The sequence below is a fragment of the Clostridium sp. MT-14 genome (genome assembly GCF_042436595.1).
Classification (GTDB): domain Bacteria; phylum Bacillota; class Clostridia; order Clostridiales; family Clostridiaceae; genus Clostridium_B; species Clostridium_B aromativorans.
The window spans coordinates 130,665-150,118 of record NZ_JBHMIY010000001.1 but is presented as its reverse complement, the minus strand read 5'-3'; the positions used below and the strand labels follow the sequence as shown (position 1 = coordinate 150,118).

The window sequence follows — 19,454 nt, the reverse complement described above, 5'->3', positions numbered from 1 at the left end:
AATTATGAGCAATTTAGTTATAGATAATTTGAAAGAATCCGGGGCACTTTTAGAGGGACATTTTTTACTTTCTTCAGGGAGGCACAGCAATAGATACTGTCAGTGTGCTAAACTTTTGCAATATCCGGATAGGGCGGAAAAAGTATTGGCAGTTGTTGTACAAAAGTTGAAGGGTGTCTATTTTGACAAAATAGTAGGGCCTGCAATGGGTGGAATAATAGTTTCCTATGAGCTTGCAAGACAGACTGGAAAACCCGGGATATTTGCAGAAAGACAAAATGGAGATATGACTATAAGAAGAGGTTTTGAGATAAATCCGGGAGAGAAGATCTTGATTTCCGAAGATGTGGTGACTACGGGGAAGTCTTCACTGGAAGTTGCCAGAGTTGTAGATAATTTGGGAGGTAAGGTTATAGGTATATGCTGTATAGTTGACAGGAGAGCAAAAGATATAGATATACCCTATCCTGTATATAGTGCAGTAAAGTTAGACATAAGCACTTATGATGTAGAAGATTGTCCTATGTGTAAGGATGGAATGGAATATGTGAAGCCCGGGAGTAGAGTGTTTAAATCGAGTAATTCTTAAGCTCAGTTAAGTCTATTTAAATAAATTAAGTAGGGCTTAGCTTTATCCGAACGCTAACATTGCTAATACTCCCAACTTCTTAAAGCTTACGATAAGCACTGCTACGCGCCTGGATAAGTTCTGCTAAGGTTCAGCTGGAGAAAAGTATTTCTTATAGGCAAACTCCATCTGAACCCAAGAATCACTTGATAAATAAAGTGGATGCAATAGATTAAATATATCTGGAAAGGTTCACAAAAAATTAGTACTATTTCTTAGGATTTTGAGTTATAATAAATAACGAGTATTTATGTATTATAGATAAAAAATTAGAATGGTTTTTTTATCTATGATGATTGGTTAAGTTTATAATTTTAATACTGAGTATAGGAGGAATTTTTGAGTGGTTAAGCCAAGTATTTTTAGCAAAGAATATGAGAAGAAAATGCGACGACGCAAGAGAAATTTGATTATACTTGTGATAGCGTGTTTATTAATAATAGCTTTAGCTGTAATTTATATAAGAGGGGCATTTAAAGCCGCAGTAAAGGAAACAAATAAAGTAAAAAGTAATATTTCTGCTGAAAATAAACAGGTAAAGGACAGTAGCCATGGTGCAAAGGTATCTTCGACAGATCAGAAATCCAAATCAGTAAAAAAAGAAGAAAATTATAAAATAAAATTGAGTGATGGCAAGAGTGTAAATTTGGCATACGAAGGTAAGGGCAGCGATAGAAAATTTAAAAGTGTCACTCCTGGAAATGGAAATTATGATATAAGTCCCTCTGCTAAAAATATAGTGCTATTTGACAGCAAATCTCAAAGTATACTTCTAGTAGATATAAATGGCAATAAACAGGATATAACAAATCCTAAATATGTATCTACTAACGGCAGTGTGATAGAAAAAAATGCCCAAATATCCAGCAATCCATCTTATATATGGTGTTTATCACCGAAATTTTTGGACGACAATAATATCGCATATATAAGTCAACTACCATGGATAGGTAAGACCTCAAAATATGTGTGGATAGAGAATATACAGAATAAAAGTCACATTATGGTTCAAGGTATACAGGGAGAAAATATAAAATTTCAGAGATTAACCGAGAAGGGACTTACAGTGATCGAAGATGGCGCAACTGTTTATGTAAATGCAGCAGGTTCTGTTACCCAGTAGGTGGGGTATGTACCTTGCTGACTGGGTATTCTTGTAGTACAGTGGACAATAATAACTAGCTTGTTAATTTAGGAGGTATTATGGATATAGGATTGTCATCTGCCAGTTTTTATCCATATGTAAATACGGAAGACAGTATAACTATAATGAGAAATTTAGGATTTAAATTGGGAGAGATATTTTTAAACAGCGATAGTGAGTATGAAGAAAGTTTTGGAAAGTTGCTTTTGGAACAAAAGTTAAAAAATGATTTTGTTATCAATTCAGTTCATGCATTTTCTTCTTCTTTTGAACCCTATTTATTTGATGAGTATAAAAGAAGAAGGGATGATGCTTTTTTAAAATTTGAAAAAGTTTGTAAATTAGCAAAATTGCTGGGAGCTAAATGCTATACTTTTCACGGTATGAAGTATAGAAAATTACAAGAGGTTCACAGCAGTTTTATTTTTGACATTTATAATAAGTTGACATACGCAGCAGGAAAACAGGGTATAAAATTATGCCAGGAGAATGTTTTCTGGTGTTTATCCAGCAATACTGATTTTTTGTATGAGCTTAGGGAAAAATGCAGTAATCCCATATATTTTACTCTGGATATAAAACAGGCTTATAGAGCGGGCAGGACACCTGAAGAATATATAGACGTCATGGGAAGTGCTATGGAAAATCTTCATCTAAATGACAGAGACGATAAAAATTCCTGCCTTCTTCCGGGAAAAGGAGATGTGGATTATAAAAAAATACTTTGTAAGTTAAAGGAAATAGGATATAATAAAGTGGGTATAATTGAAGTATATAGTGATAATTATAAAGATTATTGTCAGCTGAAAGAGTCCCAAAACTATATCTGGAATATTATTTGCAGTCAAAAACTATGAAATTTGTTTGCTTAATATGAAATTATAATACGAATATTATAATTTTAGTGGTAAAATATATAATATAAAGGTACAAATTAATAATTTATTCTTAATATTGAAATTAAATTATGGTCAATGAGTAAAAGTGGAAAGTATAATATATAAATGTGAATGGATATATGATATAATAGCATAGTTGATATAAGCATACAGAGTAATTAGTGGGAGGAATTTTGTAATGAATGTTAAGAAGGAAACGATAGAAGAAAATGTTGTAAAATTAGAGATAACTGTAGAATCTTCAAAATTTAATGAAGCAATGAAAAAAGCATTTGTGAAAAATGCCAAAAAGTTTAATATACCAGGTTTTAGAAAGGGCAAGGCCCCAATGAACATAATAAAGAAATATTACGGTGAAGGAGTTTTTTATGAAGATGCTATAAATTTCTGCTGTGATGATACATATCCCAAGGCACTGGAAGAAAACAGCATAAAACCTGTGGATTATCCTCAAATTGATATAGTTCAGATAGGTGATAATAAAGATTTTGTATATACGGCAACTGTAACTGTGTTTCCAAAAGTAAAACTTGGAGAATACAAAGGTCTTGAAGTGAAAAAGAATACATATGAAGTGACAGAGGAAGATGTGGAAAAAGAATTAGAGACAATGCAGCAGAAAAATGCTAGAATAGAAACAAAAGAAGATGGAGTTGTAGAAAAGGGAAATATAGCCGTAATAGATTTTAAGGGAACAGTGGATGGCAAAGAATTTGAAGGTGGAGAAGGAAAAAATTATAAATTAGAAATTGGTTCAGGAACTTTCATAGATAATTTTGAAGATCAACTTATTGGACTAAAGACTGGTGATTCCAAGGATGTCCATGTGAAGTTCCCCGAAGAATATGGAAGAGAGGATTTAAATGGAAAGGAAGCTGTATTTAAAGTTACAGTCAATGAAATAAAGATCAAGGAATTACCGGAGCTAGATGATGAATTTGCGAAGGAAATATCTGAATTTGATACCTTGGAGGAAGTTAAGGCTGACATAAGAAGTAAGAAACAGGAGGCAAATCAATTAAAAGCTGACAGGGAATTTGAGGAAGCAGTTTTAGATGCGGTTTGTTCAAATGCAGAAGTGAATATACCAGAAGTTATGATTAAAAAAGAAGTTGATAATATGCTTAAGGATTTAGAGATGAAATTGAAATACCAGGGGTTAGATCTTAAAACTTATTATCAATATACAAATAATACAGAAGAAAAAGTTAGAAATTATATGAAAGAAACAGCAGAAAAGAGAGTTAAAACGGATTTAGTTGTTGGAGAAATAGCTAAAGTGGAAGATATAAAAGTGGAAGATGAGGAACTTTTAGAGAGAGCAAAGGATATGGCTAAACAGTATGGCAGCAAAGAAGAGGATAAGATTCAAAAGATGTCAAAGCTTATTCTCGATAGCCAGAAAGAATATTTGAAAACAGATGTAATGAATGGCAAGGTAGTAAATATGTTGGTGGATAGTAGTAAGGCGATATAAATTATTTTTTAATATATACTAATTTAAGATATAGTATAAAGGAGGAGAGATTTATGAGTTTAGTACCAGTAGTTGTAGAACAGACAAATAGAGGAGAAAGATCCTATGATATTTATTCTAGACTTTTAAAGGATAGGATAGTAATGTTAAGTGAGGAAGTAAATGATGTAACGGCTAGCCTTGTGGTAGCACAATTGCTGTTTTTGGAAGCTGAAGATCCAGATAAAGACATATATCTTTACATAAATAGCCCAGGAGGATCTATAACCTCTGGAATGGCAATTTATGATACAATGCAGTATATAAAGTCAGATGTGTCCACTATATGCATAGGAATGGCAGCTTCTATGGGTGCATTTTTGCTTACAGCTGGTGCAAAGGGAAAAAGATTTGCACTTCCAAATGCAGAGATAATGATACATCAACCTCTTGGTGGATTTCAAGGGCAGGCGACTGATATAGGAATTCATGCAAATAGAATACTAAAAATAAAGAAAAAACTAAACACTATAATAAGCGAGAAAACAGGTCAGCCTCTTGAAAAAGTTGAAAGTGATACAGAGAGAGATAACTTTATGTCGGCAGAAGAAGCCAAAAATTATGGTTTAATAGATGAAGTTATTACAAAAAAGAAATAACCTTTAGTGAGGTGTAGAAATGGCAAAAAATGATGAAAAAAAGCAACTTAAGTGCTCATTCTGCGGTAAGACACAAGATCAAGTTAGAAGATTAATTGCAGGACCTGGTGTATACATCTGTGATGAATGTATAGAGCTTTGTTCTGAGATAATAAGTGATGAATTTGAGGAAGATGTACAGATAGACATGACTTCAATTCCAAAGCCTATAGAAATAAAAAATTATCTTGATCAATATGTGATAGGTCAGGAAGATGCAAAGAAGTCACTAGCAGTGGCAGTATATAATCATTATAAAAGGATAAATTCTAATAAGGAAAGTGATGATATAGAACTACAGAAAAGTAATATACTTTTACTTGGACCTACAGGATCTGGTAAAACACTTTTAGCTCAGACTCTGGCAAGATTTCTGAATGTACCTTTTGCTATTGCAGATGCTACTACGCTTACAGAAGCTGGCTATGTGGGTGAAGATGTAGAAAATATATTGTTAAAACTTATACAGAATGCTGATTATGATATAGAAAGAGCTGAACGCGGAATAGTTTATATAGATGAAATAGACAAGATAGCTAGGAAATCAGAAAATCCATCTATAACTAGGGATGTGTCGGGAGAAGGTGTACAGCAGGCACTTTTAAAGATACTGGAAGGTACTGTAGCTTCAGTGCCACCTCAGGGGGGAAGAAAACATCCTCATCAGGAATTTATTCAGATCAATACCACTAATATATTATTTATATGCGGTGGAGCTTTTGACGGTATAGATAGTATAATAGAGAGAAGGACTAGAATGAGTACTCTTGGTTTTGGTGCAAATATACAATCTAAAAAGGAAAAGGACGTAGGAAAGCTTCTAAAGGAGATAATGCCAGGAGATCTCTTGAAGTATGGTCTTATACCGGAGTTTGTAGGAAGAATTCCAATTATAGTAACTTTAGATGCGCTTGATAAAAATGCATTGATAAGTATTTTGAAGGAACCCAAAAATGCACTTGTTAAACAATATAAAAAACTCTTTGAATTTGATGATGTAGAACTGGAATTTGAAGATGGGGCATTGGATGCGATAGCGGAAGAGGCATTAGAGAGAAACACAGGAGCAAGAGGACTTAGAGCTATTATAGAAGAAACTATGAAAGACATAATGTTTGATATTCCCTCGAGAGAGGAAATATGTAAGGTAATAATAGATAAAAATGCAGTGTTAAAGGGAAAACCAAAGGTTATAAATGCTGAAAATGGGAAGAGAACTCCTATTAAATTAAAAAAATCCAGAACGCGAAAAGGTCCTGAAACTGCATAGCTTCATATCAAAAAGAGTACTGATTCCGGTACTCTTTTTTAGGTAAAGTTTAGGTTATCTATGTTTAATTCAATAAAATGATTGTGGATAAAGTACAGGGTAATTGAAAAAAATATATTTTATAGTTATAATAAATTAATCTGTTGTTTGTTAGCAGAAAATGTTATTGTACTATAAAATCTTTTAAAAGGAGGAGAGAGATATGGATAAAAATTTAAGAGATCTTCCTCTAATTCCGTTGAGAGGTATTACTATATTTCCGTATATGGTTCTGCATTTTGATGTAGGTAGGGAAAAATCAATACTTGCACTTGAAGATGCCATGCTTACAGAGCAGAGAATATTTTTGACTGCACAGAAGGATGTAAAAACTGAAGAACCTGGAGAAGAAGATATATTTAGAACAGGTACAATTTGTAATATAAAGCAGATATTGAAATTGCCTGGAGATACAGTGAGAGTACTTGTAGAGGGTGAATCCAGAGCAGTGCTTAGAAAATATATCAGTGAAGATCCATTTTTTAAAGTTCAAGTTGAAGTAATAGAGGATAAAAATTATAGCGAGGATAAAAATTATGAAGCCCTTGTGCGAGCTATAGAAAAAAATTTTAATGAATATATAAAGTTATCTGGAAATATACCGGTAGAAACTATAATAACATTGGAAGAGTTAAACAGTCCTGGAAGATTAGCTGATACTGTGAGTTCCTATCTGATGTTAAAACAGGAAAAAAAGCAGGAACTTCTTGAATGCTATGATGTGGGAAAAAGACTTGAAAAATTGCTTTCCATATTGGTAAATGAAATAGAAATTTTGAAGTTGGAAAGGAAAATAGGCGCTAAGGTAAGAAACAAAATAGATAAAGTTCAAAAGGAATATTATCTGAAAGAACAGTTAAAAGCTATACAGGAGGAACTAGGGGAAGAAGATGAAGACAAAAGAGAAATAAAGAGGTATAAGAATAAGATAACTAGAGCTAAATTGCCTAAAGGTGTTAAAGATAAGGCGTTATATGAGTTGGATAGACTTAAAAATACAGGTTCTTATTCTTCAGAAGGAGGAGTAATAAGAACTTATCTGGACTGGATATTGAGTCTTCCATGGAATATTGAGACTAAAGATAATTTAAATATAAAATTAGCCAGAGAAATACTTGAAAAGGATCACTATGGATTAAAAGATGTTAAAAATAGGATAATTGAGTATCTGGCAGTTAAAAAAATGAACAAGTCTCTTAAAGGACCAATACTTTGTCTTGTAGGACCTCCAGGTGTAGGGAAGACTTCTATTGCAAAGTCTATAGCCCATGCTTTAAACAGAAATTTTGTGAGAATGTCATTGGGGGGAGTGAAGGATGAGGCAGAGATCAGAGGACATAGAAAAACTTATGTAGGAGCTATTCCAGGAAGAATAATATATGGCATGAGACAGGCAAAATCAAAAAATCCACTGTTTTTACTGGATGAAATAGATAAAATGAGCAGCGATTTCAGAGGAGATCCAGCAGATGCACTTCTAGAGGTATTAGACAGCGAGCAAAACAGTACCTTCAGGGATCATTACCTTGAACTGGATTTTGATCTGTCCAATGTGATGTTCATAACTACTGCGAATACCCTTGAAACTGTTCCAAGGCCCCTTTTTGACAGAATGGAGGTAATAGAAGTATCTGGGTATACTTCTGAGGAAAAGTTTAATATATGTAAAAAATACCTGGTACCTAAAGAATTGAAAGAAAACGGAGTTAAAAATAATGAGATTGCTTTCTCAGATTCTTCCATATATAAGTTGATAGATAATTATACTAGGGAATCTGGGGTCAGAAGCCTGGAAAGAAGAGTTGCATCCCTTATAAGAAAAGCTATATCAGAAATGATGGAAAAAGGTAAAAAGTCCATAAGTATAACCGTAACTAAGGTTAAATACTACCTTGGTTCTGAAATATTTACCTATGATAAGGCAAATGAAGAAGATAAGGTTGGAGTAGTCATGGGAATGGCATGGACCGGATATGGAGGAGATACTCTTCCTATAGAGGCTACTGTTATGCCTGGAAGTGGCAAATTGCAGCTTACGGGTCAACTGGGAGATGTTATGAAGGAATCGGCTAAAGCTGGTTACAGTTATATAAGGGCCAATTCACATAAGTATGGAATTGAAAGTGACTTTTACAAAAATTATGATTTACATATACATGTTCCGGAAGGTGCAGTACCAAAAGATGGTCCTTCGGCAGGTGTGACTATGGTTACTGCTATGATATCTGCTTTAAGTAAAAGAAAAATAAAGCACAATGTGGCCATGACAGGGGAAATAACTTTGACAGGAAGAGTTCTTCCTATAGGAGGATTGAAAGAAAAAAGCCTTGCAGCATATAGGGCTGGTATAGATACGGTTATAATTCCTGAAAAAAATAAAAATGATCTATTGAAAATTCCCAATACAGTTAAAAACAAGATGAAATATATATTGGCAGACAACATAGATGTAGTATTGAAAAATTCGCTTTTAACCAGAGATTAGGTGGTATTTATTTATGAAAATAAAACAATCAGAATTTTTAATTTCAGCAGTAGATTCAAGTCAATATCCCAAAGACAACAGGGAGGAAATAGCTTTTGTTGGAAGATCCAATGTAGGAAAGTCCTCCCTTATAAATGCACTTGTAAATAGAAAAAAATTAGTTAAAGTAAGTAGTACTCCAGGTAAAACCAGGCTGATCAATTTCTTTTTAATAAATGATATGTTCTATTTTGTAGATTTGCCAGGTTACGGATATGCGAAAGCTTCGAAAAGGGAAATACAGGGATGGGGAAAAATAATAGAAAAATATCTGCAGGATAGAAAACAACTTAAAGCAATAGTTCTTATATTGGATTGCAGGCATAAACCAACGGCAGATGACATAACTATGTATAAGTGGATTAAGCATTATAAATATAAAATTGTTATTATAGTTACAAAAATTGATAAAATTTCTAAAAATAAATTATACGATAATTTAAAAATTATAAAAGATACTCTGGAGTTGAAAAAAGATGATGAAGTATTGACTTTTTCTGCTTTAAATAAGAAGGGAAGAGAAGAAATTTTGGATACTCTAGATTCCATGCTTAATTTAATTCCTGAAGATTAATAATTAGTAAGGCTAATAAAAATAGCAAGGAGAAATTAATAATGTTTAGGTTGGATATTATAAAAAATGCTCTAGTTTTTGTACTTGTTTATGTACCACCTCTTTTGGTATTTATCAAGTTCTGGCGGAAAGATAAAAGAAATAATGTAATTTTGCTTATTATAAGTGTATTGTATATAATTCTTTCCATATTTACAGAAAATTTTATTCCATTTATTTTTGTAGTTATTAATTTGTGGTATATAAAACATACAGATGAATTCTATAAGTTTGATTTTAAAAATTTTAAAATTTTTGAAGCTTTTAAGATGGTATTCATATTTTATTTGGCTGCTTTTTTTATATCTGCAATTGAGACAACAGTGCTTTCTAATTTTAAATTGGAATTACAACAGCAGGAAATAGTTACTCATATGGCAAATATGCCATTGGGAAAATTTTTAATAATGATTCCAATAGTTATAATATTTGCACCTGTCTTAGAAGAATTTGTATTTAGATGGCTTATATTTGAAAAAATATTTGCGAAGAGAATTGGAATTTACCTGGGAGCATTTTTAAGCAGCTTTTTATTTGCTGTAATTCATTTTAGCCTTAATGCATTTCCAATAATACTGTGGATTGGACTTTATAATTGTTATTTAATATATAAAAAGGGATACTGGTATGCAGTGTTCAATCATTTTGCATTTAATTCTGTAACTGTAATAGCACTTTTACTGCAAAAATTAAGCTGATTTTTAAAGTAAAAAACACTATCGGAAACTAATTACAAATTTTGATAGTGTTTTTTAATGTAATTTTAATTAACTTCTATGTGTGTTTCTACTGGAATTGATGGAATTTATATAATTATTTAATGTTTTGGCTGCATCTGGGGAATCTTGTAGCTCTTTTATTGTACGGAGAAGCTCTTCCTTTATAGTTCCTCCGTTTTCTATTTTAGATAATCTATTTTCCAATGCTGCCAGTTTTGATTTTATATCTGAATCGTTAAAGTTAGAATTCCCCTGAGTTCCTCCATTGGAAGAATTTAAATTTTCCATAAGTGAACCCAGTTGATCATTGGAGAAATTTTTATTTCCACCCAATGCGGATAATATGGATAGAAGTTGAGTTATATCTATATTGTTTAAAATATCACCTATATTAAAACCATTATTATAGTTCCTGTGGTGTTTTGACATTTACATTCACCTCGTTTTTAATGTTGTGTATTTGGTAAGTTGAACTTATACTTATATTCATTGAGTTATCATAATTAAATTTATATTATATATTATTCAAGATGGACAGATTTGACACAAAAATGGGAGATTGTAATGGTAAAATGTCCGGATAATAAGAGAAATTTAATTTTATATAAAATTTCACTAAAAAAATTATAGAAAGTAACGATATAATTAAATATTATGATAATTTTACACTGGAGGTTAAAAACATGTCTAAAATTTCTAATTTATTAGAGATAATAATGATAATACAATATAAGGGATTGACTACTGCATCGGAATTAGCCCAGACTTTAGGGGTGGATAAGAAAACGGTATATAGATATATAAGTAGTCTGAATAAAGCTAATGTACCTGTGTACACTAAAAAAGGAAGATATGGTGGATTTTATATAGATAAAAATTTTTACATGAAGTCTGCAAATTTGAGTGCAAGAGAACTTAGTGCACTTCTCATGGCCTCAGAAGTGCTTACAAAGCAAAATGGATTCATATATGAAAAAGAGCTTAAGAATGCAGTTTATAAGATAAAAAGTGTTTCTATAAATTCAGATATTAATTTAAGTGAAATGGATGACACAGGTGGCTTTTCTATAGATTCAATAGGCAATTTGAAAAAATTAGAGGATAAAATATCACAGATAAGTTATTCCATGAGTAAAGGAAAAAGCCTGAACGTAAATTATTTTTCGGTAAATAAAAACAATCTGACTATGAGAAAAGTGGATCCCTACGACTTAGTATTTAAACAGGGGAACTGGTATGTAGTAGGGTACTGTCATATGAAAGATGATATAGAAATTTTTAAGCTTGATAGAATCAAGAGTTTGAAAATAAGCGATGATATTTATATGAGACCCCACACATTCTCTCTTAAAGATTATTTAGACCAGCATTGGGGAGTGTTTATGGGAGATAAGATAAAGGTACTAATAAAATTTAGCAGAAACATCTCTCATTTTATAAAAAGTACAAAATGGAATACCAACCAGCGCATAGACGATCTGGAAGATGGAAGTATAATTTTAAGTCTCTATATAGATGATATTGAAGATGTGAAGAAATGGGTGATGGGTTTTGGAAAAGATGCTGAGATAATTGAACCTGAAGAACTGCGAAAAAATATTAAGTTAGAATTAGAGGAGTTATATAAAAAATATTAAAAATTTTAATTTATATGAATAATTTATTTATATTAGGACAATATAATAAATGTAATTAGGAGATATAAAATTCTCCTTAGCATCAAATAATATAAATTATTGTTTGATGTGTAACCCCCCATCCCCCTTGGGACCGCATATACGGTCCCTTTTTAATTATCTATTTCTATACATAGAGGCAATTTTGAAACGACAGTTTTTAGTATCACTGCTGTCAGGTACGAGAATTAAATCCAATTTATAATTTTTTACTGTATTTTTATCTGTTCTGGAAATACCCTTAAAATTTAATGACCAGGAAATTTCAGAAGCATTGCCGTCTTTATCGCATTTATTTTCCATGAAGAAACCGTCTTGAAATACATAGGTATTATTTTCTCCTGTCAAGTTGCCAATTAGGGCCATATTCTCTTTAGATATATTAGATGAAAAAATATCTTTTGGCTTATATGGTTCGCTTTCAGGCAAACTTTGTATAAATTTTACAAATGTATAAATAGTATCTTGTCCCATAAGAGAACTTCTGTATTCATAATCATAGTTTTTAAATCCATTATTTAAAAATATGTAATTGGAGAGATACATGGAGCTTTCACTCAGTTTACCTGATATGATTTTTGGAGTTCTGTTGTTTTTACAATCCATAAAACCAAGTATGTTGCTAGAATTTGACATAATATTTTTAAATCCTGTACCAGTATATATAAAGACACGTTGAACAGGTTTATTTTTTATTGAACCCTGCACAAATATTTCAGGAACTCTGTTTCTGGATACATCCATGAGTGTTATTCTTAAAGGCCAATATGGGGAATAGCTTTGAATTATTGGTGAATTTTTATTAGTATTGAAGTTAAAAGTTTTATTATCTATAACTGCTTTTATTAGATAGCTGTTTTCATCTCGTATGATAGACAGTATATCATTCTTTCCGTCACCATTGAGATCTGCCCGTATTTTTCTGCTGCTGGAGATAGTATTGAAAGAAGGAGAAGAATGTCTGGATACTATAAAGGTTACAGATAAAAATATGATTAAGATTAACAATATTAAAAAGTAAATATGTCGTTTCTTTAGAAATATTACTCTAAATTTCATAAATTTCACCTCCATTTAATTATATGAATTTATTATATATTTAATTATTTATGTACAAAATAAATTTATAAAATATTGACTGTATGAAACATAATTTTATGTACATACTCAGTATGAGTAATTTTTGAAGTGTTTATATTTGGAAGTGAGATGAGAAAATGTATGCTTCATAGAAATAAAATAATAATATTTTTTCTAACTCTGATATTACTGTTTAATTTATCTGCCTGTGGTGGAAATAGCAATGCAAGTGATGATGGACAAATAAATCTATATATTGGAGTGAAAGACAGAGAATCTTTAAATATGATAAAATATATTATAAATGAGTACAAAAAAGCCAATCCCAAGGTTGAATTGAATGTGGATAATTCCATAGGTGAGAAAATAGATGGAGATATAAATGACAACAGCAATATGGATGTTGTATTTATTTCCAGAACAGACATGCTGAATTTAGTTAGGAAAAGTGCTCTGTCTGATATGAGAAATTTATACAGGGAAAATAATTTAAATGAAAGATATTACAGCGTATCGAAGTCCTTTGGGAGATTTAATGACAGATACTATGGCATTGCATTATTTCCCTATACTATAGAAATATTGTGTAATGAAGATGCTTTTAATAAATTGAATTTAAAAATGCCCAATTCCATGAATGAATTTATGGGCAGCTTGAAAGCTCTCAATTCTCTGCAAAAAAGAGTACCTGTAGTATTAAATGAGGATGTGGATATAAATACAGCTTTATTTTCTATAGTGTCAAATAACTTGATTTCCATGAAAAAACTAGAAGATATATATGACAGTGGACCTTCAGCTTATAAATCACTGGGGGAGATGCAGGAGTGTTTTCACAGATTAAATGATATGGTTAAAAATGGTTATGTAAATAAGGATACCTTTGAGATTGGGAATGGAAGTACTATACAAAAATTCAATGGAAATGATATACCAGTGATAATAACATCTTCCTATTATATAAATGATATTAAAAATACCAGGATAAAATGTTTGCAATATGACAATTCAGCATCTGATAATGTTAAAGTTCCAGTTATGGCAGATGTTATAATGAGTACACCTGTAAATAGCAAAAATATGGATCAAATAAATGATTTTATAAAATTTATACTGAGTGACAATATCCAAAAAAAATTGTATAATAAGGGTTTTATAACTGGAAATAGGAAAGTAAATACTCCTAAAAAAGGTATAAATAAAAGTATAATAGAACATTTGAAAAATAGTACGGAAGATAATATAGCCGTTATATACAATATGCCTAAAAATTTTAGATACAGTATATCTCTGAAAATAGATGATATATTTTCAGGAAAATATACGGGAAATGAATGGAATGAAGTAGTTGAAGAATCCTATTGAAATGCTATAAAAAATGACAGCTGTCGTAAATCAATTGACAGTTGTCATTTTTTTTATCTAGTCTGTTGAGTTTTTTTGACAGTTTTCACATATTCCATAAAAGTAGACCTGATTACTCAATACCTTGTAGTTTACAAGATCTTTAATTTTATAATTTAGATCCTGAAAGCAAATTCCCTCTATATCATCTACTTTTCCACAGTTTATACATTGAATATGGGAGTGTGGTTCAACGTTTCCATCGTATCTGAAGTTACCTTCCCCCACATTGATTTCCTGTATGAGATTAACTTCGACCAATGTTTTTAAAGCTTTGTATACAGTTGCCAAACTCATAGTAGGATAATCTATCTGCAGAGTCTTGTATATTGTCTCGGCTGATGGATGTTCTTTAGTAGATTGTAGATATTTATATACTGCAATACGTTGGGGAGTGAGTTTCAATTTTTTATTTCTAAAAATACTAGTTAAATTATCCATAGACACCATCCTCATTATATAATCAATTATAACTATATAATAAAAATTATTACTTGTCAAAAACAATTTTATAGTAATTGTTTTGATATGTCAAGATAAGCTGTACAAAACCTTGATTTTTAATTTGTATATTTTATTTTAATGCTATATAATAAAATCATTGACTGAGTAAAGGAATAATTTATATGAATATTTATTTTGTAAGACATGGACAAACAGATGAAAATAATAACAGGTATTATTATGGAAAGCTGGATGTATGCTTAAATGAAAAGGGTTTAAGCCAGGCTAAAAGAGCAGCTGCTTTTTTAAATCGTGTAAAATTTGATGAAGTATATGTAAGTGAGAGAAAAAGAGCTGTTGAAACAGCTGATATAATTTTAGGACATAATTTTAAAAAGATCAATATAGACAAAAGAATAGATGAAATGGATTTTGGAAAGTTTGAGGGTAAAAGTTATGAACAGATAAAAAAATTATATCCAGAGCAGTGGGGTAAGTGGTGCAGTGATTGGAAAAATGAATCACCTCCAGGCGGTGAAAGTTATATAGAGTTCTATTCGAGAATACGTGGATTCATGGAGGATATTTTGAAATTAAATAGAAAAAATATTCTCATAGTCACTCATGGAGGTGTGATAAGATCTGCCTACTGCTATATACTAAATGATAATCTGGATTTTTTCTGGAAATTTGCCTCCAAAAATGGTGATATTACATTGGTAAAATATGAGTATGATAATTTGTATATAGACAGCATAACTCATGTTGATGTTTAGTTGTATTGTTGTAAATTTTAATTGGATAGGCCAATTCATATTAGCGGTTTTGGAGTGTTGGGAGGGATTTATATGAGGGAGTTTATGAATGATTTTCTTTTGATGATTCAATTTTTAACGAGAATTCCCGTAAATAAAAACTTAAATTGTGGGAAAGAAAATTTTAAGAGGGCGTCTATTTTTATGCCTGTTATAGGTCTTATAGTAGGAGGAATACAGTGGGCAGTGTATAAATTGGCTGTACTCATATTGCCGGTGAATGTTTCTGTAGCCGTTGTTATGTTAGTGGGAATAATACTTACCGGGGCATTACATATAGATGGACTGGGAGATATGTGTGATGGTTTTTTTGCTTTTAAGGGAAATAACAGAATAATAGAGATAATGAAGGACAGCAGAATAGGAAGCTATGCTTGTGTTACCATAGTAATGGATTTGCTTTTGAAATATAGCCTTCTTTGTTTTATAGTCCCTAGATTCTCTTTTGTAATAATAGCTGCCCCTGTTATAGGCAGATTTTCTATAGTTTTTATAGCTTTTATAGGTAAAACGGCAAAAAGTACAGGTTCAGGGAATCTTTTTATAGGAAATATAGGAAAATTTCAAATTTTTATCACTACGTGCATCACTGTGGCTATCCTGCTCTTTATAGTCAATATGAACCTGAAGTATATGATTATGGTTATATTAACTGCTCTTATTGTAGCAACTTTGTTCAATTTGTATTGCAATAGAAAGATAGGAGGACTTACAGGAGATTTATTTGGAGCAGATAATGAAATGGTGGAAATAGTTACGATGCTTATGGTATCTGTTGCAATCATGAACTGAACCGATAATCTATAGTGCTTTGTTTGGAGGATAAAGATATGGGTAAAATAATTTTGGTAACAGGAGGAAGCAGAAGTGGTAAAAGTACCTTTGCTGAGAAGCTTTTAAAGGATAAGGAAAAGGTTCTTTATATAGCAACAGCTGTGGTCACGGATGAAGAGATGAAAAATAGAATAGAAAAGCATAAATCCAGAAGAAACCCCAATTGGATAACTTACGAGGGATATAGGGCATTGGGCAATGTGATAAAAAACAGCAGTTGTCAATATATAATGTTGGAATGTATAGGTACTATGATAACCAATATAATTCTGGAAAATGGCGTTGACGTAGACAATGCAGATCATGAAGAAATAGAGAAACTGGAGAACTGTATTATTGAAGAAGTTAAAGACATAATTTTTTCAATAAGTGAAAGCTCAAAATGTATATTAATTGTAACCAATGAGGTTGGTCTAAGTGTAGTGCCGGAATATAGGCTGGGCAGAATATTTTCAGATATATTGGGACGAGTAAATCAGCTTATAGCTGAGTACAGTAATGAAGTATATTTGACAGTCTGCGGGTTGCCATTGAAATTAAAATAACATGGCAGTGGTCATGAAGGTTAAAATTTTTAGTAAAAGGAGTCAATTCAGTGAAGTACAAGAGAAAAAAACTAAGTATTTTTTTAAGTGCAATCATAATGATATGTATTATTCCGCTGTCTTCCTGCAGTGACATTGGTTCAGAACCTATGTCAAGAACAGAATTTATGCTTGGTACAATATGCACAATAACCATATATGATCATGAGTCCAAAACAACTTTGGATGAAGCCTTTTCCAGAGTAAAGCAAATTGAAAATAAAATGAGCGTGAACAAGTCGGGAACAGAAGTGGATAATGTGGCAGATGCTGCAGGAAAGAATTTTGTTAAAGTGTCTGATGACACCTTTTATGTACTTGAGAAGGGGAAATATTATTCAGAGCAATCCTCGGGAGTTTTTGATATAACTATCGGGCCGCTGGTGAAGCTGTGGGGAATAGGCACGGATCATGCCAGACTTCCTTCCCAAAAGGAAATTGATGAAAAAAAATCGCTGGTTAATTATAAAAATCTTCTGCTTGATGAAAAAGGTAAAAGAGCGATGCTCGTGAAACCTGGAATGTCATTGGATCTGGGAGGTATTGCAAAAGGATATGCAGCAGATGAGGTGGTAAAGGTATTGAAAAAAAATGGAGTTGAACATGCAATTGTGGACTTAGGAGGAAATATTCTGACTATAAATGGGGATCCTGATGGCAAACCGTGGAATATAGGAATACAAAACCCCTTCAAGGCAAGAGGAACTCCAATTGGCACTATAGGTGTAACTAATAAAACAGTGGTTACTTCAGGTATATATGAAAGATATTTTGAAAAGAACGGAAAAAAGTATCACCATATATTAAATCCCTTTACAGGGTATCCTATGGACAATGATTTGGCAAGTGTAACTCTGGTTACAGATGTTTCTCTGAATGCTGATGCCATGACAAAGAATATATTTTATCTTGGTTTAGATAAAGGTGCAGAATATGTAAAAAATATATCTGGGTTGAATGCTATATTTATTACTAAAAATAAAGAAGTCTATGTTACAGAGGGATTGAAAAATAATTTCCAGCTCACTGATTCAAGTTTTAAACTAGTTGGTAAGATTAAATAAATTGTATTGTAATATTTTATCTATGTAAAGCTTGATGTAAAATGATTTTAGTATTAAAATTATTCTATACTATTCATGAGGTAATTATATAAACCTGCTGATTAAAGTATGTAAATAAATATGAAATGAGGTATAAAATATGTCTGAGATAACCAAGGATATGACTATAGGTGAAATAATCAGATTACATCCGAGGCATGCTGAAACGCTTATGGCATTTGGAATGGGATGTGTAGCTTGTGGTGCAGCTCAGGGTGAGACTTTAGAGGAAGCAGCCATGGTACATGGAATAGATGTTGACAATTTATTAAAGGCATTGAACGCACTTGTTTAGCTTGTATATAGATTTAAAATGCTGGAAATTATAATTAGGGATATATACTGAATATTTAATAAAAAATGTAAGGAGAGATTAAATATTATGGCTAAGATTAATAAAAATATGACTATAGGTGATGTGTTAAAGATAAATCCTACCTATGCTGAAATACTTATGGATTTTGGAATGGGATGCATAGGATGCCCTGCATCATTGGCCGAAACAGTAGAGGAAGCAGCCATGGTACATGGAATAAACGTGAGAAAGCTGATTAAAGCTCTAAATGAGGTGGAATAAAAAAGATCAATTTTAAAATAGATAGGAATGTTCAATTCCTATCTATTTTTACATTTTGACTTGTTGAGGAGTCCACAATTTCTACAATCATTATTGCAAGGTTCTAAATGAATCATTACTTCTGTATTTTTAAGGGAATTACCCATTTCGCTTTCTATATTATCGCATATATCATGAGCCTTTTTCATATGCATGTTTCCGGGAAATACCAGATGAAGATCTACATATCTTTCATTTCCAGATTTTCTAGTTCTCAATTTATGAAAGCCGCAGCCAGGGCTGTATTTAGATATAGTATTGGTTATAATGGAGATCTCACTGTCGGATAATTTTACATCTACTAGTGGATCAAAAGCAGACTTTAAAAGATTGACGGCTTCTTTTAAAATAAAGAGAGCTATGAATATAGCTATCAGTGGATCTAGAAAATGAAGATTGGTAACCCATATTAAAAATAGCCCCAGGCCGACTCCTGCAGAGGAATATACATCTGTTCTAAGATGAAGAGCATCTGCTCTTAAAGCCATAGAATCATTTTTTTCTGCCACTTTGTATAATCTTTTAGATACCAAAAAGTTTATAGTTGCCGATAAAAACATAATTAAAAATCCAAGAGTGGAGGAATTTATTTCTTTCCCACTAATTAATCTTTTGGAAGCCTCTATTATTATAAATATAGAGGCTGTAAAAATTAAAATTGATTCCAGTACGCCAGATACATCCTCAAATTTTCCATGACCGTAAGGATGCTCTTTATCTGCTGGCTTGGATGATATTTTGACAGAAAAAAAGGATATTATGGATGCAGCTAAATCCATAGTGGAATGTATTGCCTCAGATAAAATGCTCACCGAGCCTGTAAATATCCCAACTATTAATTTCATAATTATTAAACTGCTATTAGAAATTATAGAGAGTGTAGCAGTTTTTACTCTTTCATCCATTTC

21 protein-coding genes are annotated in these 19,454 nt (G+C 31.7%); 17 read left to right on the top strand and 4 right to left on the bottom strand.

From position 1 onward, the window contains the following. Window positions 1-4: 4 nt before the first annotated feature. The 9 genes from pyrE (at window position 5) to ACFHWD_RS00655 (ending at window position 9,969) form a co-directional block, all read left to right on the top strand. Window positions 5-589, top strand: a complete 585-nt coding sequence (gene pyrE, locus ACFHWD_RS00695; RefSeq protein ID WP_150357952.1) for an orotate phosphoribosyltransferase — start codon at window positions 5-7, stop codon at window positions 587-589. Between the two features lie 382 nt (window positions 590-971). Beyond that, window positions 972-1,751 (top strand): hypothetical protein, encoded by a 780-nt coding sequence (locus ACFHWD_RS00690; RefSeq protein WP_179977919.1) that lies wholly within the window; start codon window positions 972-974, stop codon window positions 1,749-1,751. Between the two features lie 80 nt (window positions 1,752-1,831). Beyond that, complete coding sequence (locus ACFHWD_RS00685; protein ID WP_229980432.1) at window positions 1,832-2,629, top strand: sugar phosphate isomerase/epimerase; 798 nt, start codon at window positions 1,832-1,834, stop codon at window positions 2,627-2,629. A gap of 220 nt (window positions 2,630-2,849) precedes the next feature. Continuing rightward, complete coding sequence (gene tig / locus ACFHWD_RS00680) at window positions 2,850-4,148, top strand: trigger factor (RefSeq protein WP_150357954.1); 1,299 nt, start codon at window positions 2,850-2,852, stop codon at window positions 4,146-4,148. A 53-nt stretch (window positions 4,149-4,201) separates the two neighbouring features. Then, complete coding sequence (clpP, locus tag ACFHWD_RS00675) at window positions 4,202-4,786, top strand: ATP-dependent Clp endopeptidase proteolytic subunit ClpP (RefSeq protein WP_150357955.1); 585 nt, start codon at window positions 4,202-4,204, stop codon at window positions 4,784-4,786. 19 nt (window positions 4,787-4,805) lie between these two features. After that, complete coding sequence (gene clpX / locus ACFHWD_RS00670) at window positions 4,806-6,095, top strand: ATP-dependent Clp protease ATP-binding subunit ClpX (protein WP_150357956.1); 1,290 nt, start codon at window positions 4,806-4,808, stop codon at window positions 6,093-6,095. A gap of 202 nt (window positions 6,096-6,297) precedes the next feature. After that, complete coding sequence (gene lon / locus ACFHWD_RS00665; RefSeq protein ID WP_150357957.1) at window positions 6,298-8,619, top strand: endopeptidase La; 2,322 nt, start codon at window positions 6,298-6,300, stop codon at window positions 8,617-8,619. 13 nt (window positions 8,620-8,632) lie between these two features. Further along, on the top strand, window positions 8,633-9,232 hold the full coding sequence (yihA, locus tag ACFHWD_RS00660; RefSeq protein WP_378059829.1) for a ribosome biogenesis GTP-binding protein YihA/YsxC: 600 nt from the start codon (window positions 8,633-8,635) through the stop codon (window positions 9,230-9,232). A gap of 41 nt (window positions 9,233-9,273) precedes the next feature. Further along, the gene (locus ACFHWD_RS00655; RefSeq protein WP_150357959.1) at window positions 9,274-9,969 is read left to right on the top strand and encodes a CPBP family intramembrane glutamic endopeptidase; all 696 of its coding nucleotides are present in this window, start codon (window positions 9,274-9,276) and stop codon (window positions 9,967-9,969) included. Window positions 9,970-10,038: 69 nt separating this feature from the next. Here ACFHWD_RS00655 and ACFHWD_RS00650 read toward each other — a convergent pair whose 3' ends face one another. Beyond that, window positions 10,039-10,419 (bottom strand): hypothetical protein, encoded by a 381-nt coding sequence (locus ACFHWD_RS00650; protein WP_150357960.1) that lies wholly within the window; start codon window positions 10,417-10,419, stop codon window positions 10,039-10,041. 254 nt (window positions 10,420-10,673) lie between these two features. Here ACFHWD_RS00650 and ACFHWD_RS00645 point away from each other — a divergent pair, with 254 nt between their 5' ends. Further along, entirely contained in the window at window positions 10,674-11,627 is a 954-nt protein-coding gene (locus ACFHWD_RS00645; protein ID WP_179977918.1) for a YafY family protein, read from the top strand. Window positions 11,628-11,783: 156 nt separating this feature from the next. Here ACFHWD_RS00645 and ACFHWD_RS00640 read toward each other — a convergent pair whose 3' ends face one another. Further along, a complete protein-coding gene (locus tag ACFHWD_RS00640; RefSeq protein ID WP_150359075.1) occupies window positions 11,784-12,725 on the bottom strand; it encodes a VCBS repeat-containing protein in 942 nt (313 codons plus the stop codon). A gap of 129 nt (window positions 12,726-12,854) precedes the next feature. Between ACFHWD_RS00640 and ACFHWD_RS00635 the strand changes: the two genes are divergently transcribed. Next, window positions 12,855-14,111, top strand: a complete 1,257-nt coding sequence (locus tag ACFHWD_RS00635; protein ID WP_378059825.1) for an ABC transporter substrate-binding protein — start codon at window positions 12,855-12,857, stop codon at window positions 14,109-14,111. A 57-nt stretch (window positions 14,112-14,168) separates the two neighbouring features. Here the strand turns inward: ACFHWD_RS00635 and ACFHWD_RS00630 are convergent, their stop codons facing one another. After that, window positions 14,169-14,591 (bottom strand): Fur family transcriptional regulator, encoded by a 423-nt coding sequence (locus ACFHWD_RS00630; protein WP_150359057.1) that lies wholly within the window; start codon window positions 14,589-14,591, stop codon window positions 14,169-14,171. 185 nt (window positions 14,592-14,776) lie between these two features. On the opposite strand from ACFHWD_RS00630, the gene cobC reads away from it, so the two are divergent. The 6 genes from cobC to ACFHWD_RS00600 all read left to right on the top strand — a co-directional run bounded on the left by cobC (window position 14,777) and on the right by ACFHWD_RS00600 (window position 18,507). Further along, the gene (cobC, locus tag ACFHWD_RS00625; RefSeq protein ID WP_150358512.1) at window positions 14,777-15,370 is read left to right on the top strand and encodes an alpha-ribazole phosphatase; all 594 of its coding nucleotides are present in this window, start codon (window positions 14,777-14,779) and stop codon (window positions 15,368-15,370) included. Between the two features lie 72 nt (window positions 15,371-15,442). Then, a complete protein-coding gene (cobS, locus tag ACFHWD_RS00620; RefSeq protein WP_150358513.1) occupies window positions 15,443-16,201 on the top strand; it encodes an adenosylcobinamide-GDP ribazoletransferase in 759 nt (252 codons plus the stop codon). A 38-nt stretch (window positions 16,202-16,239) separates the two neighbouring features. Next, window positions 16,240-16,788, top strand: a complete 549-nt coding sequence (gene cobU / locus ACFHWD_RS00615) for a bifunctional adenosylcobinamide kinase/adenosylcobinamide-phosphate guanylyltransferase (protein ID WP_150358514.1) — start codon at window positions 16,240-16,242, stop codon at window positions 16,786-16,788. A gap of 50 nt (window positions 16,789-16,838) precedes the next feature. After that, window positions 16,839-17,891, top strand: a complete 1,053-nt coding sequence (locus ACFHWD_RS00610) for an FAD:protein FMN transferase (protein WP_229980425.1) — start codon at window positions 16,839-16,841, stop codon at window positions 17,889-17,891. Window positions 17,892-18,030: 139 nt separating this feature from the next. Next, window positions 18,031-18,225: a DUF1858 domain-containing protein gene (locus ACFHWD_RS00605; protein ID WP_150358515.1), complete on the top strand. Its 195-nt coding sequence runs from the start codon at window positions 18,031-18,033 to the stop codon at window positions 18,223-18,225. An 87-nt stretch (window positions 18,226-18,312) separates the two neighbouring features. After that, entirely contained in the window at window positions 18,313-18,507 is a 195-nt protein-coding gene (locus ACFHWD_RS00600; protein ID WP_150358516.1) for a DUF1858 domain-containing protein, read from the top strand. Window positions 18,508-18,545: 38 nt separating this feature from the next. Here the strand turns inward: ACFHWD_RS00600 and ACFHWD_RS00595 are convergent, their stop codons facing one another. Continuing rightward, window positions 18,546-19,451 (bottom strand): cation diffusion facilitator family transporter, encoded by a 906-nt coding sequence (locus ACFHWD_RS00595; RefSeq protein WP_150358517.1) that lies wholly within the window; start codon window positions 19,449-19,451, stop codon window positions 18,546-18,548. Window positions 19,452-19,454: the final 3 nt, after the last annotated feature.